At 59.7% G+C, this 17,749-nt stretch carries 11 protein-coding genes; 3 read left to right on the top strand and 8 right to left on the bottom strand.

Going from position 1 to position 17,749, the window contains the following annotated elements; translation table 11 throughout:
* Position 1: 1 nt before the first annotated feature.
* Positions 2 to 1,564, bottom strand: a complete 1,563-nt coding sequence (locus tag HXS66_RS08645; RefSeq protein ID WP_077376389.1) for an inactive transglutaminase family protein — start codon at positions 1,562 to 1,564, stop codon at positions 2 to 4.
* Between the two features lie 99 nt (positions 1,565 to 1,663).
* Entirely contained in the window at positions 1,664 to 2,494 is an 831-nt protein-coding gene (locus HXS66_RS08650) for an ATP-dependent zinc protease (RefSeq protein ID WP_176503304.1), read from the bottom strand.
* 882 nt (positions 2,495 to 3,376) lie between these two features.
* On the opposite strand from HXS66_RS08650, the gene HXS66_RS08655 reads away from it, so the two are divergent.
* Positions 3,377 to 3,943 carry a DUF3833 domain-containing protein gene (locus HXS66_RS08655; protein ID WP_176503305.1) on the top strand — a complete coding sequence of 189 codons (567 nt, stop codon included), beginning with the start codon at positions 3,377 to 3,379 and terminating at the stop codon, positions 3,941 to 3,943.
* Here the strand turns inward: HXS66_RS08655 and HXS66_RS08660 are convergent.
* The 6 genes from HXS66_RS08660 to nfuA all read right to left on the bottom strand — a co-directional run bounded on the left by HXS66_RS08660 (position 3,940) and on the right by nfuA (position 11,825).
* Positions 3,940 to 5,760 carry an EAL domain-containing protein gene (locus HXS66_RS08660; RefSeq protein WP_176503306.1) on the bottom strand — a complete coding sequence of 607 codons (1,821 nt, stop codon included), beginning with the start codon at positions 5,758 to 5,760 and terminating at the stop codon, positions 3,940 to 3,942. The two genes, HXS66_RS08655 and HXS66_RS08660, sit on opposite strands and share 4 nt — an antisense overlap.
* 301 nt (positions 5,761 to 6,061) lie before the next feature.
* Positions 6,062 to 6,454 (bottom strand): ectoine synthase, encoded by a 393-nt coding sequence (locus HXS66_RS08665; RefSeq protein WP_065392486.1) that lies wholly within the window; start codon positions 6,452 to 6,454, stop codon positions 6,062 to 6,064.
* A 232-nt stretch (positions 6,455 to 6,686) separates the two neighbouring features.
* Positions 6,687 to 7,949 carry a diaminobutyrate--2-oxoglutarate transaminase gene (ectB, locus tag HXS66_RS08670; protein WP_065392487.1) on the bottom strand — a complete coding sequence of 421 codons (1,263 nt, stop codon included), beginning with the start codon at positions 7,947 to 7,949 and terminating at the stop codon, positions 6,687 to 6,689.
* Between the two features lie 259 nt (positions 7,950 to 8,208).
* Positions 8,209 to 8,766 carry a diaminobutyrate acetyltransferase gene (gene ectA, locus HXS66_RS08675; protein WP_255303197.1) on the bottom strand — a complete coding sequence of 186 codons (558 nt, stop codon included), beginning with the start codon at positions 8,764 to 8,766 and terminating at the stop codon, positions 8,209 to 8,211.
* Positions 8,767 to 9,171: 405 nt separating this feature from the next.
* Positions 9,172 to 10,977 (bottom strand): diguanylate cyclase domain-containing protein, encoded by a 1,806-nt coding sequence (locus HXS66_RS08680; RefSeq protein WP_176503308.1) that lies wholly within the window; start codon positions 10,975 to 10,977, stop codon positions 9,172 to 9,174.
* Positions 10,978 to 11,234: 257 nt separating this feature from the next.
* Positions 11,235 to 11,825 carry a Fe-S biogenesis protein NfuA gene (gene nfuA, locus HXS66_RS08685; RefSeq protein ID WP_077376371.1) on the bottom strand — a complete coding sequence of 197 codons (591 nt, stop codon included), beginning with the start codon at positions 11,823 to 11,825 and terminating at the stop codon, positions 11,235 to 11,237.
* 360 nt (positions 11,826 to 12,185) lie between these two features.
* Here nfuA and metH point away from each other — a divergent pair, with 360 nt between their 5' ends.
* Positions 12,186 to 15,914 carry a methionine synthase gene (gene metH / locus HXS66_RS08690; RefSeq protein ID WP_176503309.1) on the top strand — a complete coding sequence of 1,243 codons (3,729 nt, stop codon included), beginning with the start codon at positions 12,186 to 12,188 and terminating at the stop codon, positions 15,912 to 15,914.
* Between the two features lie 319 nt (positions 15,915 to 16,233).
* Complete coding sequence (locus tag HXS66_RS08695; RefSeq protein ID WP_176503310.1) at positions 16,234 to 17,562, top strand: MATE family efflux transporter; 1,329 nt, start codon at positions 16,234 to 16,236, stop codon at positions 17,560 to 17,562.
* Positions 17,563 to 17,749: the final 187 nt, after the last annotated feature.

Consider the following 17,749-nt stretch of genomic DNA (forward strand, 5'->3'; position numbering starts at 1 on the left):
CTCAATCCTCCGTCAGCGGCTTGAAGCGACGCAATTCCAGCAGACGATAGCCGGTGTAATTGCCCAGCAGCAGGATGAAGGCCATCAGCACCAGCTGCAGACCCAGGAAGTTGAAGGTCAGGTGGCGCACCCACGGATTGTTCATCGCCAGATAGGCCAGCACGGCGGTCAGAAGGCTACCGCCACCTTGCTTGAGGACTTCCTTGGGGCCTTCCTCTTCCCAGAGGATCGACATGCGCTCGACGGTCCAGGACAGGATGATCATCGGGAAGAAGGTGATGGTCAGGCCGGCATTGAGGCCGAAGCGATAGGCGAGTACCGAGAAGATCGAGATGATCGCGATCACCGTGATGATCACCACCGAGACCCTGGCGACAAGCAACAGGTTGAGCCGCGAAAGGTAGCTGCGAATCACGAGCCCGGTGGCGACGATGAGCAGGAAACCGATCAAGCCGGTGATCAGGCTGGTCTGGATGAAGGCGAGGGCGATCAACACCGGCATGAAGGTACCGGAAGTCTTCAGGCCCACGAGCACTCGCAGCAGCACGACGACCAGTGCGCCGATCGGGATCAGCAGAATGGTCTTGAACAGGGCCTGCTCTTCCAGCGGCAGCGAGTGGATCGAGAAGTTGAGCAGCTCGTCATTGGCCAGCTTGTTGCGAACCGCGACGGCGGCCGGTTCGTTGTGGCGAATCATCGAGAAGCTGACACGGGAATTGACGCCACCTTCCACTTCCAGCATCGGGGCACCGCGGCCTTCCCACAGCAGCAGGTTGTCAGGCTCACCTTGCTTGCCGGTCTCGGGGTTGATCAGCACCCAGTCAGTGTTGAGCTTCTCACCCTCAGGGGAGTCGATCTCGACAGCCTGATTGCTGTCAGGTGTCTCGGCGAAGACCTGCAGCCAGGAGCTCACGTTCTGGCGACGGCGTCCGTCTTCCAGGCTCAAGCCACTGACCAGGCGTGCGCTCACGCCCGCTTCATTGAGCAGACGCAGCATCAGCACCGGACGCTGGAACTGGGTCAGCAGCAGACGCGCGTTCTCACCCTGACGCTGATTGTCGAACTGCTTGATCAGTTCACGGGCGAAGGTGAAGGAGTCGGCGCTGCGGGTGCGCGCCTGCTCGATTACCTGAGCGGCAGCCGTATCATAGGGACGTTCCCAGGACACTTCCTGAGGCGCCGGCAGGCGCTTGATGGCAGCAGGCGTCGCGTTGTCGGACTCCAGCATGGTCACGGTGTAATACAGCAGCTGGGAGCCAGCGGCCTCACGGATCGACCATTCAGCACGACGGCCCGGCAGATCATCGAGGTACGACAACCCGAAGCCGGAGGAGGCCGTGTTCTCGGTCAGGACGCTATAGCCTTTCTGATTTTCCGGAAGCGCCAGCGACGCCTTGACCGGACCGCCCGTTGCCGTGAAGGCTACCTGGGCCTCGATATCCCAGACTTTCTGTTGGGCACCCGGCACCCAGGGCACATCGAAGGAAATATGGCGGTAGGCGGTCAGGCCCACGCCAATCAGCATCAGCAGGCCGACCAGCAGGTAAAAGGAGAAACGCGACATGGGAGTCCTTGAGTATTATGCAGTCACAGGGTCTGGCACCCGGCCAGACCCTGTCAGTGGAGATGTTCGAGATCCGTGAACGTCAGGTGAGGGCGAGGGTCAGTCGCGATTTCCTTCATTCGGGTCCTGATCCTTGGCAGCGGCGGTGCTGGGAGCGCTGCCCGGGAATTCCGGACGCGGATTGATGAAGGTGCGGCTGACATCGACGGCTGCGATATCCATCATGAAACGACGGCCCAACAGCACCGGGTACGTCAGATCACGACGGTCATTCAGGGTGAATTCGACACGCTGCTTGATGTCGCCAAGCGTCATCAACATGCTGACCACAGGACGGTCTTCCCGGCCTGACGCCTGCACGATGGTCACGGTACGGCTGACCTTGGCTTCTACCCACTTGTCGCGCACCTCGGGGACGAAGTATTTGGCATCCTCACGAAGCGCCAGCTTGAACTTGACCCACTTGTCGCCATCACGTTCGAACTCGGTGATGTCACGCGCCGACAGTGAGGACGTGTTCGCGCCGGTATCGATGCGCGCCTTGAAATAGCTGCCGATGTCCGGAAAGCCGACCCACTCGACACGTCCGAGCAGCGTCTTGTCCATGATCGGGTTTTCAGAGGCGGTCTTGCAGGCCTGAACCACCTGCGGAGCTGCCGGCTGTTCCATTTCGGCATGCATGCGGCGTAATTGGCTGCCGACTTCCCGCATGTCGCGGCGCAATGAGCGGTTCAGTTCGCGCTGCTCGACAAGCTGTTGTTGCTGGACGTCGCATTGCCCGGCGATCTGGCTCTCCAGGGCATCGATGCGTTGCGAGAAGGCCTCCGGGGTCAAGACCGGCTTGGGGGGCTGAGGTTGCGCCGGAACACAACCTGCCATGACGATGACGCTGGACAATGACACGGGCAGCAGCAGCTTGCGGGTCAGCATGATAAAGAGGGTTCCTGTTCAGCCTTGCTGACGATCTCGTCTTCACGAGTTCGCCTTGCATGATTCTTGTTCATCCATCTCGCACCGTACTTGCACGAGTGGATGATGGGAGGGAGCCCGGCCACCTTCAGTCGTCGTCTTCGCAGCGATCGCTGAAGGTGTGGCAAAGGGCGATGATACGTAGGCCGGATAGTCGCTGTCCATGATTCGCCACCCACGGCTGATGCGCCCGGGAACGGCTTCCGTCAATGCGTTGCCATTCACGGACAATCATTCAATCCAGCGTGATGCGAAGCGCTCATGACGCCTCTTGCCGTCGATTCCATCGCTCGGCAGGCAAGAACGTCGCTCGTTGGGGACGTGCCTGTCCCAGCCGAGTTGACGTCTCCGGCTACCATACTTTGGCACTTATTTCATGGACTTGCACATTTCTCGCATCGTGAGTGCACCTTGTGGTGGGTGTCACAAGTCGTCGAATGATCGGCGGGAGCACTGGAGACCTCAGTGGCGAAGTCTGTTCTCAACGGGCTGGTCGTGACACAAGGGCAGAAGAAGACCAATCACTGACGTCAGCTGACGACAGGCAGACATGCTGCTGAACTTTTCAGTACATCAGGCACTCGAGTTGTGGTTCAGCATGGCGGGTATCGGTCACGCACAGCGAATACATGACAGGCAGCATGATCGTCAGGGCGGGTCCAGTGAGACGTGAGTCTGGGTTTCTCGAATACTCGATTTAACATAATATATATTATACGAGCTTATGAGAATTCGACATCACGCCTGCGTTGACGATCCACTGCAAGCGTCGAGATACATCCAGATTGCTATTTGTAGAATCACTGCATAGTATCAGTACAAGTTTCCTTGTCGAGAATGTCGATGATTCGCTCCCGCTTGCGCTCCCTCGGTCTGATCACCCTGCTGGCCTCCTCGGCAAGTCTGTTGATGGCTTGCGGCAGCCCCTCAATCGATACCTATGCCGGTTCCGGTCCCGAGTTCAGAATCGACGAGTACTTCCTCGGGCACACACGAGGCTGGGGAATGGTTCAGGATCGTTCCGGTGAAGTGACTCGACGCTTCGTGGTGGACCTACAGGGCACCAGGCAGGATGGACGATTGACCCTCGACGAGAACTTTCGCTACAGCGATGGCGAGACGCAGTATCGACAATGGACCTTCATCCCGACGGGTGACCGTCAGTGGCGCGGCACGGCAGCTGACGTGACCGGAGAAGCCACTGCAGCCAGCAATGGCCATGCCTTTCGCATGCAATATGTCCTGCAGGTTCCCATCGATGGCAGTGTCTGGGAGTTCAACATGGATGACTGGATGTATCTGCAACCAGACGGACGCGTGTTGAATCGCACCTCGATGCGCAAACTGGGCATCGAGCTTGCCACCATCACCCTCGCCTTTCAGCGCTGCCCCTGTGAGAGCGACCGCTAGAGGCGCTTGTTCAAGGGCGAATGTGTCTCGGCAAGCCACTGGGCATAGCTATCTTCCGGGAGCGCAGGTTGCCCGAAGGCATCGCTCTGAACCTGATCGAACCCGAGAGACTCAAGCTCCGATAGCTGCTGAACTCGCTTGCTACCTACCGCGATGGGCACCAGTCCCAGCGTTTTCATCGCACAGGTCCATGCCTTGATCAAACGTGTCTGATCCGGCTCATGCTGCTGAGGTACCATGAAGCGTGGGTGCAGCTTGACGGCTACCGCCGGCATCCGACTCAACAGACGCAGATTGGCATTTTCCCGGCCAAACCGATCAATGCAGAAGGATACTCCGTCACGGGTCAACGAGGTCATTGCCGCAATCAGTGCCTCTGGTGTCTCCGCGAAGCGTTCGCAGCCCGTGAGATCCAGGCGCAGATGCTCCCCCTTGAGGCGGTAAAGTCGCAGGATGCGTCTCAATGTCTCGGCGTATTCACTGTCAATCAGGCGCTTCGCCGAGAGATTCAGTGATACCGGCACTCCGAGAGACTCCGTGGAGCGCTGCGACTGCCAACGACTGACCATGGCGCACGTCTGGCGCAACACCCAGGTATCCAGTTCTTCGCCAAGCCCTGCGCGCTCAGCCATGCGCAACATCTGGTTCGCGGTGACCCAGCGCCCTTGAACCTGCCAACGCAGCAGCATCTCCATGCCGCACACCTTTCTCGTCCGGACATCCAGGATCGGCTGCGCATGCAGGCTGAGCTCATTGTCTCGCAAGGCCCGGGCGAAGCGATCACCCAATGCGATGGCAAGGGTGACATTGCTGCTGAGATCGGCGACCTGAAGATTCTGCTGACACGGTGCCCAATGCGCCGCACTGGCGAGTTCCTCCTCGAGAAGTTCGACAAGCTCATGGGCCGTGGCCCCCTCGGGCGTGAAGGTGGCCGTTGCGACCAGGAGTTTGGGCCTCAGAGCACTGGAAAGATGCATCAGCCAGGGCTGAGTGATGAAACGCTGCCAACGCATCCCGCTGACAGACTGCCGCTGAGGCAGCAGGATGATCAGGGTATCGCTGCACAGACGACCCTTGATGACGTCTTCATCATCGAAGCTTTCATTGATCTGGCTGGACAGTGACTGCATCACCTCCTGGAGGAAGACCTCGCCCTGATGGTGACGCCAGTGTTCTGCCTCCGATACCTTGAGCATGATGGCCTGGTAGCTTTCGCTCCCTCGGTTTTCCATCCAATGGGCAAATGTCTGAAGATAACGTCGTCGTGTGCTGTAGCCGGTAATGGGGTCAATGCTGGCCTGAAGCGTGGCACGCGTTCGTTCCGTCAGGAGGCTGTCGCGCTGGATCAGCTCGTTTTCGACCAGCATGGCACAGCGTCCCAGCCTTTCGAGTTGAGGCGCACTCAGCTCACGTGGTGTGTGATCGATGAGGCACAAGGTGCCCAATGGCAATCCTGAACTGTCTCGCAGCAAGGCGCCGGCATAGAATCGGAGATATGGCGGGCCGGTGACCAGGGGATTGTCATGGAAGCGTTCATCCTTGCTCGCGTCGTTGACGACGAGGTAGCGCTCTTCATGGAGAGCGTGGGCGCAGAAGGCCAGGTCACGCCCCGTTTCACGTGCATCGATACCGCAGTGGGCCTTGAACCATTGGCGATTCTCGTCCACCAGTGACACGAGACAGATGGGGACATCGAAGATATCCGCGACCAGGCGCGTCAGGTCGTCATAACGCTTTTCATGCTCACTATCCAGTACGTGAAGCGCGTGCAGGCTATCGATTCGCTCCTGTTCGCGAGGATGAGGGGCTGCTGGCATGAACCCGGGACGCCCACCTGCCGCAATGGCGGGTGGGCTGACAGACGCGTTGTGTGGGGGGATGGCCATTGGCGAGGATCTCATCTGAGTGACACGGACACCATTCAGCTTATCGTTGCCTGCATCGCGAAGGGAGACTTAGCGCCTCTGGTCAATTAAACGGTAAACTTTCGAATATTCGTGATGCAATATGGAGCCGCGCGCCCTGCTGCCCTGCTCCCACATACCACGAAGCCCCCGCAGCTTGGCTGCGGGGGCTTCGTGTGGTCAGGCCATGGATCTCGCGGTTCGTGACGCGGATTCAGGCTTCGGCAGGTGCGTAGGAGCCATCTTCACGGTGGACTTCCTTGCCGGTCAGACCCGGCGTGAAGACACATGCCAGATGCATGGTCTTGGTAGCACGCAGCAGGTGGTCGTCATGTTCATTGAGGATATAGACGTCACCCGGCTTGATCGGCCAGACCTTGCCATCCGCCAGTGTCTCCACCTCGCCCTCACCTTCCATGCAATACACGACTTCATAGTGGTGCTTGTAGTGGATATGGGTCTCGGTACCTTCGAAGATACGGGTGATATGGAAGGAGCACTTGCCACCATCTTCGTCGAGCAGCAGACGAGTGCTGTCCCAGTTGCCGTTCTCGGCCTTGACCAGACGGTCTGTCTTGCGGGCTTCCTCGAGATTGCGAACGATCATCAACTTCTCCTCATTTGGGCGCTGTCATGACTCGACAGCTGACAGATGGCGATTCCCGTAGTGACATGAAGGCAATGGCGCTTGAACACGAAAGAGCCACGGCGCAGAACGATGAGCGCCTTCTTCGGTGACAGGTGACAAGGGCCAGGAATCGCATGAGATGACCCGCGCCATGGCGGGCCAGGGAAGAACGGGCGCCGATCACGTGACCAGCGCCCGATACCGCAGAGACTCAGCGCAGGACGGCTGCCGCATTTTCCTCGATGATGTCGAGGGCTTCCAGCAGGTCTTCATCACGGATGGTCAGCGGACACAGGCATTTGACGACCTGCCCGGAGTGACCGCTGGTCTCGATGATCAGGCCCTGCTCGAAACAACGTGAGGTGATGGCATCTGCCAGTTCACCTGACGCCACATCGATACCGCGCATCAAGCCACGACCTTTCTCGTGCGCCGCGAAGCCGTTTTCACGCGCCTTGGCGGCAATCTTCTGGAAGCGCTCCTCGACGATACGGCCCTTGCGTTGGATGTCGCGCTCGAACTTGTTGTCGCTCCAGAAGTGACGCAGTGCAGCGGCGCCGGTCACGAAGGCCAGTGCATGGCCACGGAATGTGCCGTTGTACTGACTCGGCTTCCACTCATCCAGCTCCGGACGCATCATCACCATCGCGAACGGCACGCCAGAGGCCGACAGTGACTTGGAGTTGCAGACGATGTCCGGAACGATGTCGGCATGCTCGAAACTGAAGAACTTGCCGGTACGACCACAACCCGCCTGGATATCGTCGATGATCAGCAGGATCTTGTGCTCCTTGCACAGGGCATCCAGACGCTGCAGCCATTCGATGGAGGCCGGGTTGATGCCACCCTCGCCTTGTACGGTCTCGACCAGTACGGCTGCCGGGCGGTCAAGACCACTGGAGGAGTCCTTCAGCAGCTTGTCGAGATACGCGACAGTGTCGACACCCTCGCCCATGTAACCATCATAGGGCACGAACTGTGCGCCCTGGGCAGGCAGACCCGCTGCATCACGGAACTTGGCGTTGCCTGTCGTGGCCAGAGCACCCATGGTGACGCCATGGAAGCCGTTGGTGAACGACACGATGTTATGACGGCCCGAGACCTTGCGCGCCAGACGGATGGCGGCTTCGACGGCATTGGTACCGGTCGGCCCCGGGAAGTGGACCTTGTAGTCCAGACCACGCGGCTTGAGGATCACTTCTTCCAGTGCTTCCAGGAAGTCGCGCTTGGCGGAAGTCCACATGTCGAGACCGTGGATGATGCCATCGCTGCTGATGTAATCGATCAATGCCTTCTTGAGTACCGGGTGGTTGTGCCCGTAGTTGAGCACGCCCGCGCCGGCCAGGAAATCGATGTAGCGCTTGCCATCCTCGGTGAATAGGTGGGCATTCTGCGCCTTGGTGAAGACGGTCGGGAAAGAACGAGAATAGGTGCGTACCTCGGATTCCATCTGTTCGAGTATCTGCGTATTCATGCTGTCACCTCCCTGGTGATGGATGGCCATGCTCGGCGCGATGAAAGCGCTGAGGGCCATGCCAGAATGTAAAGACGATTCAACGAATGACACTGACCCGCTTGCACACGATGACTTGGGGGTCGACAAGTGATGTCACGACTTTCCTGTCATGAACATCCAGCGGGTGAGACGTGATTCTCCTCGAGGTCCGACACGAGAATCGTGACACCGCCTCACCCGAGACTTCTCCATGGCGTCTTGAGACACCATGGCTGGCTCAGATATCGCTCGGCAGGAACGGACCGATACGTACCAGGTTCTCCGCGAGGTGCACGCCGCCCAGCTGATCCGAGGAGAAATACTCACGCGAATGCAGGGGGACCTGCCAACGCTCGGACAGACGCGTGAAGAGTGCCCAGGACGCTTCATTGTCAGGCGTGATGGTGGTCTCGAGGTGGCGCACATGGGCCATCTCCGGGCGCTTCATCACAGCTTCGATCAGTCGACGTGCCAGGCCAGTCCCGCGGGCTTTCTCGCCCACGGCGATCTGCCACAGGAAGAAGGTCTGCGGGGCATCATTGCGGGTGTAGCCCGAGACGAAGCCGACCACCGCACCCTCTTCATCTGTTGCCACGGCGCAGCTGTCACGGAACTGGGTTGCCAGCAGAACGTACGAATACCCTGAATTGAGGTCCAGCGGCGGGCATGCCTTGACCAGCTCATAGATGCCCCAGCCGTCATCAGTGGTCGGCTGACGGATGAACAGCGGCGTCGTGGCGCGGTTGATCACGGCATCATGGGTGTGGTGGGCAAGGCCCTGAATCGTGGAAGTCATTGTCATGGTTTTCATAGATTATTTCGCAGTTGGCGAATTCGCTATAAACCATAACAAACCGTTATGAGTCTTGCAAACCATAGTTTATTTGCGAAGCGCTCATGCATAACGGGAAATTATCGTTAATCGCCCCATCGCATGGGGCGCTCCACGGGGCAATCGCCACGCCTCCGCCTACCGCGCAGACGCCAGTCATGCCATGCCCCTATCCTCCATCCCCTATCGCCAGCCGTGCCTGAGTGCAGTAAGCGTCACTGACAGCAGAACGACATATGGCGCCCGCAGGCGCCATATGGAGAAGAAAGGGTATGAAGAGATGCCGTCGCGGCAGGCATCGTGAAGACGTCACATGCGGTCTCTGACGATGTCAGCAGATCCCCTTCGCACGTGTGCCCGAGCGGCAGGTCAGCGTTTCACGGCCGTCGAGGAAGCGGCTCGCCTGGAGGAGGACGCCACGATCTGCCCGAGTTCATCGTGGCGACTGAACTGGATGGCGCAGTTGCGGCCTTCATTCTTGGCTGCATATAGCGCCATATCGGCATTGTGAGTCAGCGCTTCACGTTGATTGCCGTGTTGCGGCGCGATCGCGATACCGATGCTGCATCCCACTTCCAGCTTGTGGTCTTCATAGAGGAAAGGCTTGCCCAATGAATCGATGATGCGCTGTGCCAGCTGGGCAAGTTCACCATGGCGCCCCAGATTTGCCTGGATGTCGGCATTGTGGACCAGTACCACGAATTCATCGCCGCCCAGACGTGCGACGAAGTCGTCCTTGCGCACCACCTGGTTGAGCCTTTCCGCGATCACCTTGAGAGCGACGTCACCAGCCGCGTGACCATAGGTGTCATTGATGGGCTTGAACTTGTCGATGTCCAGCATCAGACAGGCCATCTGACCGCCCTCTTCATTGACATCAGCCAGCCACTGCTCGCTTCTCTCATAGAAATGCTGACGATTGGGCAGGCCTGTCAGGGAATCATGCATTGCCAGCTGAGTGATGCGTTTCTTGTAGTTGTTGCTCTCGATGATGTTGTACTTGAACTTCTGCAACGCACGCGCCATCTGGCCGACTTCATTGGTGTGCTGAGTACTGTCGATCACCACGCTGACATCATCATTGGCCAGAGTGTTCATCGTCTGCGTGAGGCGGCGAATCGGCTTGAGCACATAGCGAGCGAACAGCCACATGGAAAGCCCGATCAGCACGGCGATCATGATCAGCGCCAGGCCATTGACGATAGGGGCCAGCGTCGCCAGCAGCTTGAGCGTCTTGCCGACCGCCGCCGAAGTGGCGGCGACGCGTTGATCGCTTTGATGATCCAGGACCGCAAGGCCCTCGATCGCTGGGGCGTCGTCGACCTTGACGCGGGCGTCAAGCTCACTGGCTGACATGCCGGGCTGCTCATCATGTAGATGACTGATCGTCAGCAGGCGCTCGCTGTAGGCCTGGATGACACTGGCGATATCGCGGATCGCACGCTGCTCTGCCACGTTCATGCCCATCTCGCGGTAGGCCGCAAGCGTCTCACGCAGCGACTGGATGTCCTGGGCGGCTTGCTGTCCATAGATGGCGTCCCCGCGCAGAACATAGTTCTTGAAGTGGTGGATCATCTCGCCGTACCCCATGTCCCGACGCAGGTTGGCGACCAGGCGCGCCTTGCCCATGCCATCTTCCAGCGGATTGGCATTGTCACGGGATTCACGTATGGCGACGCTGCGCAGGGTGTCCAACCCGGACACGGCCAGATAGTCATCCACGACGACCTGTCGGTCGATCTCGCGAACCGACTCATCAGTGGCCATCAGCTGACGAACCTTCAGTACCATGGCGTCGTAACGGTCCAGCGTCTCGTTCAGCCCATGGAGGGCCACTTCTTCCTGTTGACTGATCCCCAGACTCTGGTAGCGGAACAAGGCGCTGCGGGCTGCGCCGATTTCATTCTGGATCTCGGGAATCAACGCCCCATCATGTCGCAACACCAGGTTCTTGAAGTCGTGGATCATCCCGCCGAAGCCCATCGACTTGGTAAGCTGGCTCTCCAGGCGTGGCTTGTCGGAACGTGCCTGCTGATATTCGTGCCAGTCCGTTTCCAGTTCTGACACGTTGCGGGTGATGAAAGCCAACACGACCAGCAACACCAGCCCTGCCAGTGCGGAGAGTCCGCAGATGATGATGTTGATGGTACGAAAGCGCATGTTGGCCAGGGTCATGTATGGCGGTCTCTTCACTGGTGGATACGGTCATCGGGCAAGCCGTCATGAGGCGTCAGCGTAGGCGCCATCTGCAGCATGCATCTTCACAATACCAGAAATCCTAATACTCGGATGTATTACGCGGGGTCATTCCCGGCACCAGCCTCCCAATGAAAAGATCCCCCACCGCAACGCGGTGGAGGATCTTCATCTGATCAAGCTGGACGGGATGTCGCAGGCCATCGACAGGCGCCTTGAGGCATCACGTCAATGAATCAGTTGTAATAGGCATTGGTTGTATCGGTGTGATCGGTCACGTCACGAATGCCGGCGAGCTCGGGGATGCGTTCCAGAAGCGTCTTCTCCACGCCATCCTTGAGCGTCAGGTCAACGGCCGAGCACCCCTGGCACCCGCCGCCGAACTGCAGCACGGCAACCTGGTCGTCGGTCAGCTGCATCAGCTTGATCTCACCACCGTGTGCCGCCAGGCCCGGATTGATCTCGCTGTAGAGGATGTAATTGATGCGATCTTCCAGCGGGCTGTCCGCATTGACCTTGGGCATCTTGGCATTCGGCGCCTTGATGGTGAGCTGGCCGCCCATGCGATCCGCATTGAAGTCGACCGTCGCCTCTTCCAGGAACGGAACGCTGTGAGTGTCGAGATAGACCTTCAGCTTCGGAAGATCCAGAATCTCGTCCGTCGGCTCTTCTTCTCCCGGGCGGCAGTAGGCAAGACACGTCTCGGCATACGGAGTGCCCGGCTGGGTGATGAAGATGCGCACGCCGATGCCTTCCACGTTCTGCTTCTCGAGCAGCTCGGCAAGATACTCTTGGGCGCTATCGGTAATCTGGATGCTCTCACTCATGGCGCAGAGACTCTCTTGATGTCAGGTGACTAATGGCTCCATGTTAAGGAAATCCTGCTGCACTCGCAATCCTGAGCAAATCACTCGGGTTTGGCGCCATGGGCACGGCCACTCCCGGGTGGGCTTTCCTAAAGCACTCATGTTGCGCATGAATCATGCTCATCGTGACGATTCTGAGGTCTGATACGATAGCCACATCTGGCAAGGCGAGGATGCCGCGAGCGGATCCTTCACCAGAGCTTCCCAATAGCAATGAGTTCGCGCCTGTGGCGTGTGGCTTGCCTGGCAAAGTCCTTGCTTGGCAAACAGAGTCACACGTCCGGGAAACAACGCGACAAGTCACGTACGCTGGAGTCCGTCATGGCGCAAGCCCACCCCCCTGTTCCCTATTCCCTGCCCCTGTCTGACGCGCTGAGACAGGCGCTGCAGGAGCGTATCCTGATCCTCGATGGTGGCATGGGCACCATGTTGCAGAGCTATGGGCTGGAAGAGGAAGACTTCCGCGGTGAACGCTTCGCCGACTGGCCCAGTGACATCAAGGGCAACAACGACCTGCTGGCCCTGACACGCCCGGATATCGTCGAAGCGATTCACCACGCCTATTTCGAGGCCGGCGCCGATATCGTCGAGACCAACACCTTCAATGCGACCCAGTTGTCGCAGTCCGATTACGGCATGCAGGCGTTGGTGTACGAGATCAATCTCGAATCGGCGCGACTGGCGCGCAAGGCAGCCGATGACGTGGCCGCCGAGACCGGCATCCCGCGCTTCGTCGCCGGGGTGCTCGGCCCGACCAGCCGCACCTGCTCCATCTCCCCCGACGTGAATGACCCCGCCAAGCGCAACGTCACCTTCGATATCCTGCGCGACAATTATCGCGAAGCTGCGCTGGCGCTCTTCGAGGGCGGCGCGGACCTGATCCTGATCGAGACCATCTTCGATACGCTCAATGCCAAGGCGGCCATCTATGCCCTGGAGGAGCTGTTTGACGAGGGTCACCCGCGCCTGCCGGTGATGATCTCCGGCACCATCACCGATGCCTCGGGACGCACGCTGTCCGGCCAGACCACCGAAGCCTTCTGGAACTCGGTACGCCACGCTCGCCCGCTGAGCATCGGCCTAAACTGTGCTCTCGGCGCCGAGGAGCTGCGCCCCTATCTGCGTGAGCTGTCCGAGAAGGCCGATACCTTCGTGTCTGCACATCCCAACGCGGGCCTGCCCAATGAATTCGGCGAGTACGACCAGACCCCGGACGAGATGGCCGAGATCATCCGGACCTTCGCCGCGGAGGGTCTGCTTAACATCATCGGTGGCTGCTGTGGCTCCACGCCGGAACATATCCGCGCGATCAAGGGTGTGGTGGATCAATGCGCGCCCCGCAAGGTGCCCGAGATAGCCAGAGCTTGCCGCCTGTCGGGGCTTGAGCCCTTCAACATCCAGCCGGACTCGTTGTTCGTCAATGTCGGTGAGCGTACCAACGTCACCGGCTCCGCGCGCTTCCGTCGCCTGATCAAGGAAGAGGATTACACCACCGCGTTGGAAGTCGCCCTCGAGCAGGTCGAGAGCGGCGCGCAGGTCATCGACGTCAACATGGATGAAGGCATGCTGGAGTCACAGGAGGCCATGGTGCGCTTCCTGAACCTGATCGCCTCGGAGCCGGATATCTCGCGGGTGCCGATCATGGTCGACTCCTCGAAGTGGGACATCATCGAGGCGGGGCTCAAGTGCATCCAGGGCAAGGCTGTGGTCAATTCCATCTCGCTCAAGGAAGGCGAGGAAAGCTTCCGTCACCAGGCGCAGGTCTGTCGACGCCATGGCGCGGCCGTGGTGGTCATGGCATTCGATGATGTCGGACAGGCCGACACCTATGAGCGCAAGATCGAGATCTGCGAGCGAGCCTACCGATTGCTGGTCGAAGATATCGGCTTCCCGGCCGAGGACATCATCTTTGACCCCAACATCTTCGCCATCGCCACCGGCATCGAGGAGCACAACAACTACGGCGTCGATTTCATCGAGGCCACGCGCTGGATTCATGCCAACCTGCCGCATGCGATGATCTCCGGCGGCGTCTCCAACGTGTCCTTCTCGTTTCGCGGCAACAACCCGGTGCGTGAAGCGATCCACTCGGTGTTCCTCTATCACGCCATCCAGGCGGGTTTGAGCATGGGCATCGTCAATGCCGGCCAGCTGGCGCTCTACGATGATCTACCCGATGAGTTGCGTGAGGCCGTCGAGGATGTGGTGCTCAATCGTCGTGATGACAGTACCGAGCGTCTGCTCGACATTGCCGACAAGTACAAGGGTGATGGCAGTACTGGCGAGAAGAAGGAAGATCTCGAGTGGCGCAGCTGGCCAATCAACAAGCGTATCGAGCACGCGCTGGTCAAGGGCATCACCACGCATATCGAGGAAGATACCGAAGAGGCGCGGGTCCAGGCGGCGCGCCCCATCGAGGTCATTGAAGGCCCCTTGATGGATGGCATGAATGTCGTCGGTGACCTGTTCGGTGCCGGCAAGATGTTCCTGCCCCAGGTGGTGAAGTCGGCGCGCGTCATGAAGCAGGCGGTTGCCCACCTGATCCCCTTCATCGAGGCCGAGAAGAGCGGCGAGACCCAGGCCAAGGGCAAGATCGTCATGGCCACCGTCAAGGGCGATGTCCACGACATCGGCAAGAACATCGTCGGCGTGGTGCTTCAGTGCAACAACTATGAGGTGATCGATCTGGGCGTGATGGTACCCGCCGAAAAGATCCTGCAGACCGCCATCGACGAGAAGGCCGATATCATCGGGCTTTCGGGCCTGATCACGCCATCACTGGACGAGATGGTCAGCGTCGCCAGGGAAATGCAGCGTCGGGGCATGCAGTTGCCGTTGCTGATCGGGGGCGCCACCACCTCCAAGGCGCACACGGCGGTCAAGATCGAGCCACAGTACGAGCATCCGGTCATCTATGTCACCGATGCGTCGCGTGCCGTGGGCGTGGCGTCTCGTCTGCTGTCACCCGAGCTCAAACCCGACTTCGTCGACCAGGTGCACAGCGAGTATGCCGTGGTGCGTGAGCGCAATGCCAAACGACGCCCGAAGGCTGCGGACCTTGACTATGCCCAGGCGCGCAAGCGCCGCTTCCAGCCTGACTGGGAGAATTACACGCCGCCGGCGCCAAGTTTCACGGGCCTCAAGGTCTTCGATGGGTATGATCTCAACGAACTGGTCGAGCGTATCGACTGGACGCCCTTCTTCATGAGCTGGCAGCTGTCAGGCAAGTATCCGAAGATCCTGCAGGATGAGGTGGTCGGAGACGCCGCGCGTGCCCTGTTCGCCGATGCCAGAGAAATGCTGCGCAAGTTGATCGATGAGAAGGTGCTGACCGCACGTGGGGTCATCGGTTTCTGGCCAGCCAACTGTGTCGACGACGATACCCTGGAGGTCTATGCCGATGAGTCGCGTACTCACGTCATCGAGCACCTCCACCACATCCGTCAGCAGATGACCAAGAACCGCGACGGCGTCTGTCACAGCCTCGCCGATTTCATCGCTCCCCGAGACAGTGGCAAGCCGGACTGGATCGGTGGCTTCGCCGTCACCACCGGGCATGGGGCGGATGAATTGGCCAGACAGTACGAGGAGGCTGGCGATGACTACAACGCCATCATGGTCAAGGCGTTGGCGGATCGTCTCGCCGAAGCCTTTGCCGAGCGCCTGCACGAACGTGTCCGCAAGGAGTTCTGGGGATATGACGCCGAAGAAGTGCTGGACAACGAGGCACTGATCGCCGAGCGGTATCGGGGCATACGTCCGGCGCCCGGCTACCCGGCCTGTCCGGACCACACTGAGAAGGCCACGCTGTTCCGCATGCTCGAACCTAAGACGCATGCCGGCATGGTGCTGACCGAGAGCTTCGCCATGTGGCCTGCCGCCGCCGTTTCCGGCTGGTACTTCGCCCATCCTGAGTCGAAGTACTTCTCCACCGGCAAGATCACCCGGGACCAGGTGCTGTCATTGGCGGAGCGCAAGCGCATGCCACTCGCCGAAATGGAGCGCTGGTTGTCACCGGTACTGAGCTACGATCCGGACAACGCCAGCTAGATCAGGTCGTACGAAGACTTGCCAAGCCGCCAAGCGTATCTCGCACAATCATGCAAAGGGCACCTGCCAGCGCAGGTGCCCTTTTGCGTGGGGCTGGTTGACTCAGCAGAGTCTCGGTCAGCGTCATGCACCGGATGCTGCCTGTGACACCTCACGCTATAATGGCTTCCTTTGTCCTTCCCTGCCCTCTGACCTGCGAGCCGTCTGTGTCCCTGTTCTGCGCATCCATCCCGTCTGTCCTGCCCTGCGCGGCGGCATCGTCTGAAGGTGACCCTGGAGATTGCCGGCGGCGGTATTCACCGGCGATGGGGCGTGCGTGATGTTGCCTGAACGCCAACGCAGCCTGAGAATTCTGAAGCTGGCACTGCCCATCATCGGTGGCATGCTGTCGCAGAGCCTTCTCAATCTGATCGATGCCGCCCTGGTAGGACAGCTTGGTGAGACGGCGCTGGCGGGAGTCGGGGTCGGGGGCTATGCCATGTTCATGGTCACGGCCTTGATCTTCGGGCTGTCATCCGCCGTGCAGGCCCAGACCTCTCGACGGCTGGGAGAATCTGCCCCCGAACGTTGCGGCGAAGGGCTGAATGCCGGACTGATATTGGCATTGTCGGTGGGCATTCCCATGATGTTGGCCTGCCATCACTGGGCAGACACCTTGCTTCGTCTGATCAATGACCAGCCTGAGGTCCACGCAACGGCCACCTCCTACTTCCAATGGCGCGTCGCCGGCATCGTGCCCGTCGCCATGGCATTCTGCTTCCGCGGATTCTGGAATGGACTTCAGCGCACCGGTATCTATCTGCGCATCATGTTGATCACCCAGCTGATCAATGTGGTGTTGAGCATCATCTTGATCCATGGACTCTATGGCGCCCCCAGGATGGGGGCCGATGGTGCAGGTGCCGGCACGACACTGTCACTCTTCGTGGCATTGGGCCTGTGGGTGCAGGCGACCCTGGGAGAGCGCAGACAACATGGCGTACTGCATGCCTGGCCGCCACTGAGACACTATCTGACGCTGCTCAAGCTGGCGGTGCCCCACTCCTTCCAACAGCTGTGGTTTGCGGCGGGCTATGCCGTGTTGTTCTGGATTCTGGGCAGAATCGACGCGGCCAGCGTGGCGGTGGGTCATGTGCTGGTCAATCTCTCCCTGCTGCTCATTCTGCCCGGAGTCGGTCTGGGGCTGGCGGCCATGAGTCTGGTGGGCCAGGCATTGGGGCGCGATCACCATGAAGATGCCCATCGTTGGGGATGGGATACGGTGCGCATCGCCCTGCCTTGCCTCATGCTGCTGGGATTGCCGCTCTGGGCGGCACCGGAAAGCGTGCTGGGCCTCTTCCTGCATCGCCCGGAGTTGATCGCGCTGGGCAAGCTCCCGTTACAGCTGACCGCCGTGATGATCATCATGGACTGTGCGGCCATCGTGCTGGCTCAGGCGTTGCTCGGGGCTGGTGCCAATCGCACGGTCATGACCGCCACCCTGGCCATCCAATGGCTGCTCTTCCTCCCGCTTGCCTGGTGGTTCGGGGTGCATCTGGAGGGTGGATTGCTGGCCATCTGGTGCACTCAGCTCGGGTATCGAATCTTCAACTCTCTTGTCTTCAGTGCCATCTGGCAACGCAGAGAGTGGCAGTTGCTGCGGCTCTGAGCCTCGCCCTCTTTCTTCATCAAAGGGCCGTGGCGGCCTTGTCCTGTCGACCTCGAGATCGCCAGGGGGGAATCACCGCCACGTGGGTTCCCTTTCATCTGGCATTGCCTCTGAATCGGTCTGGAGGACCGAAGCGTTGAAATCGGGTGATAGCACACGATTGTTGAGGCGTATGACATGCTGAGGT

The sequence above is a fragment of the Cobetia sp. 5-11-6-3 genome, from assembly GCF_013374055.1.
Classification (GTDB): Bacteria; Pseudomonadota; Gammaproteobacteria; order Pseudomonadales; family Halomonadaceae; genus Cobetia; species Cobetia marina.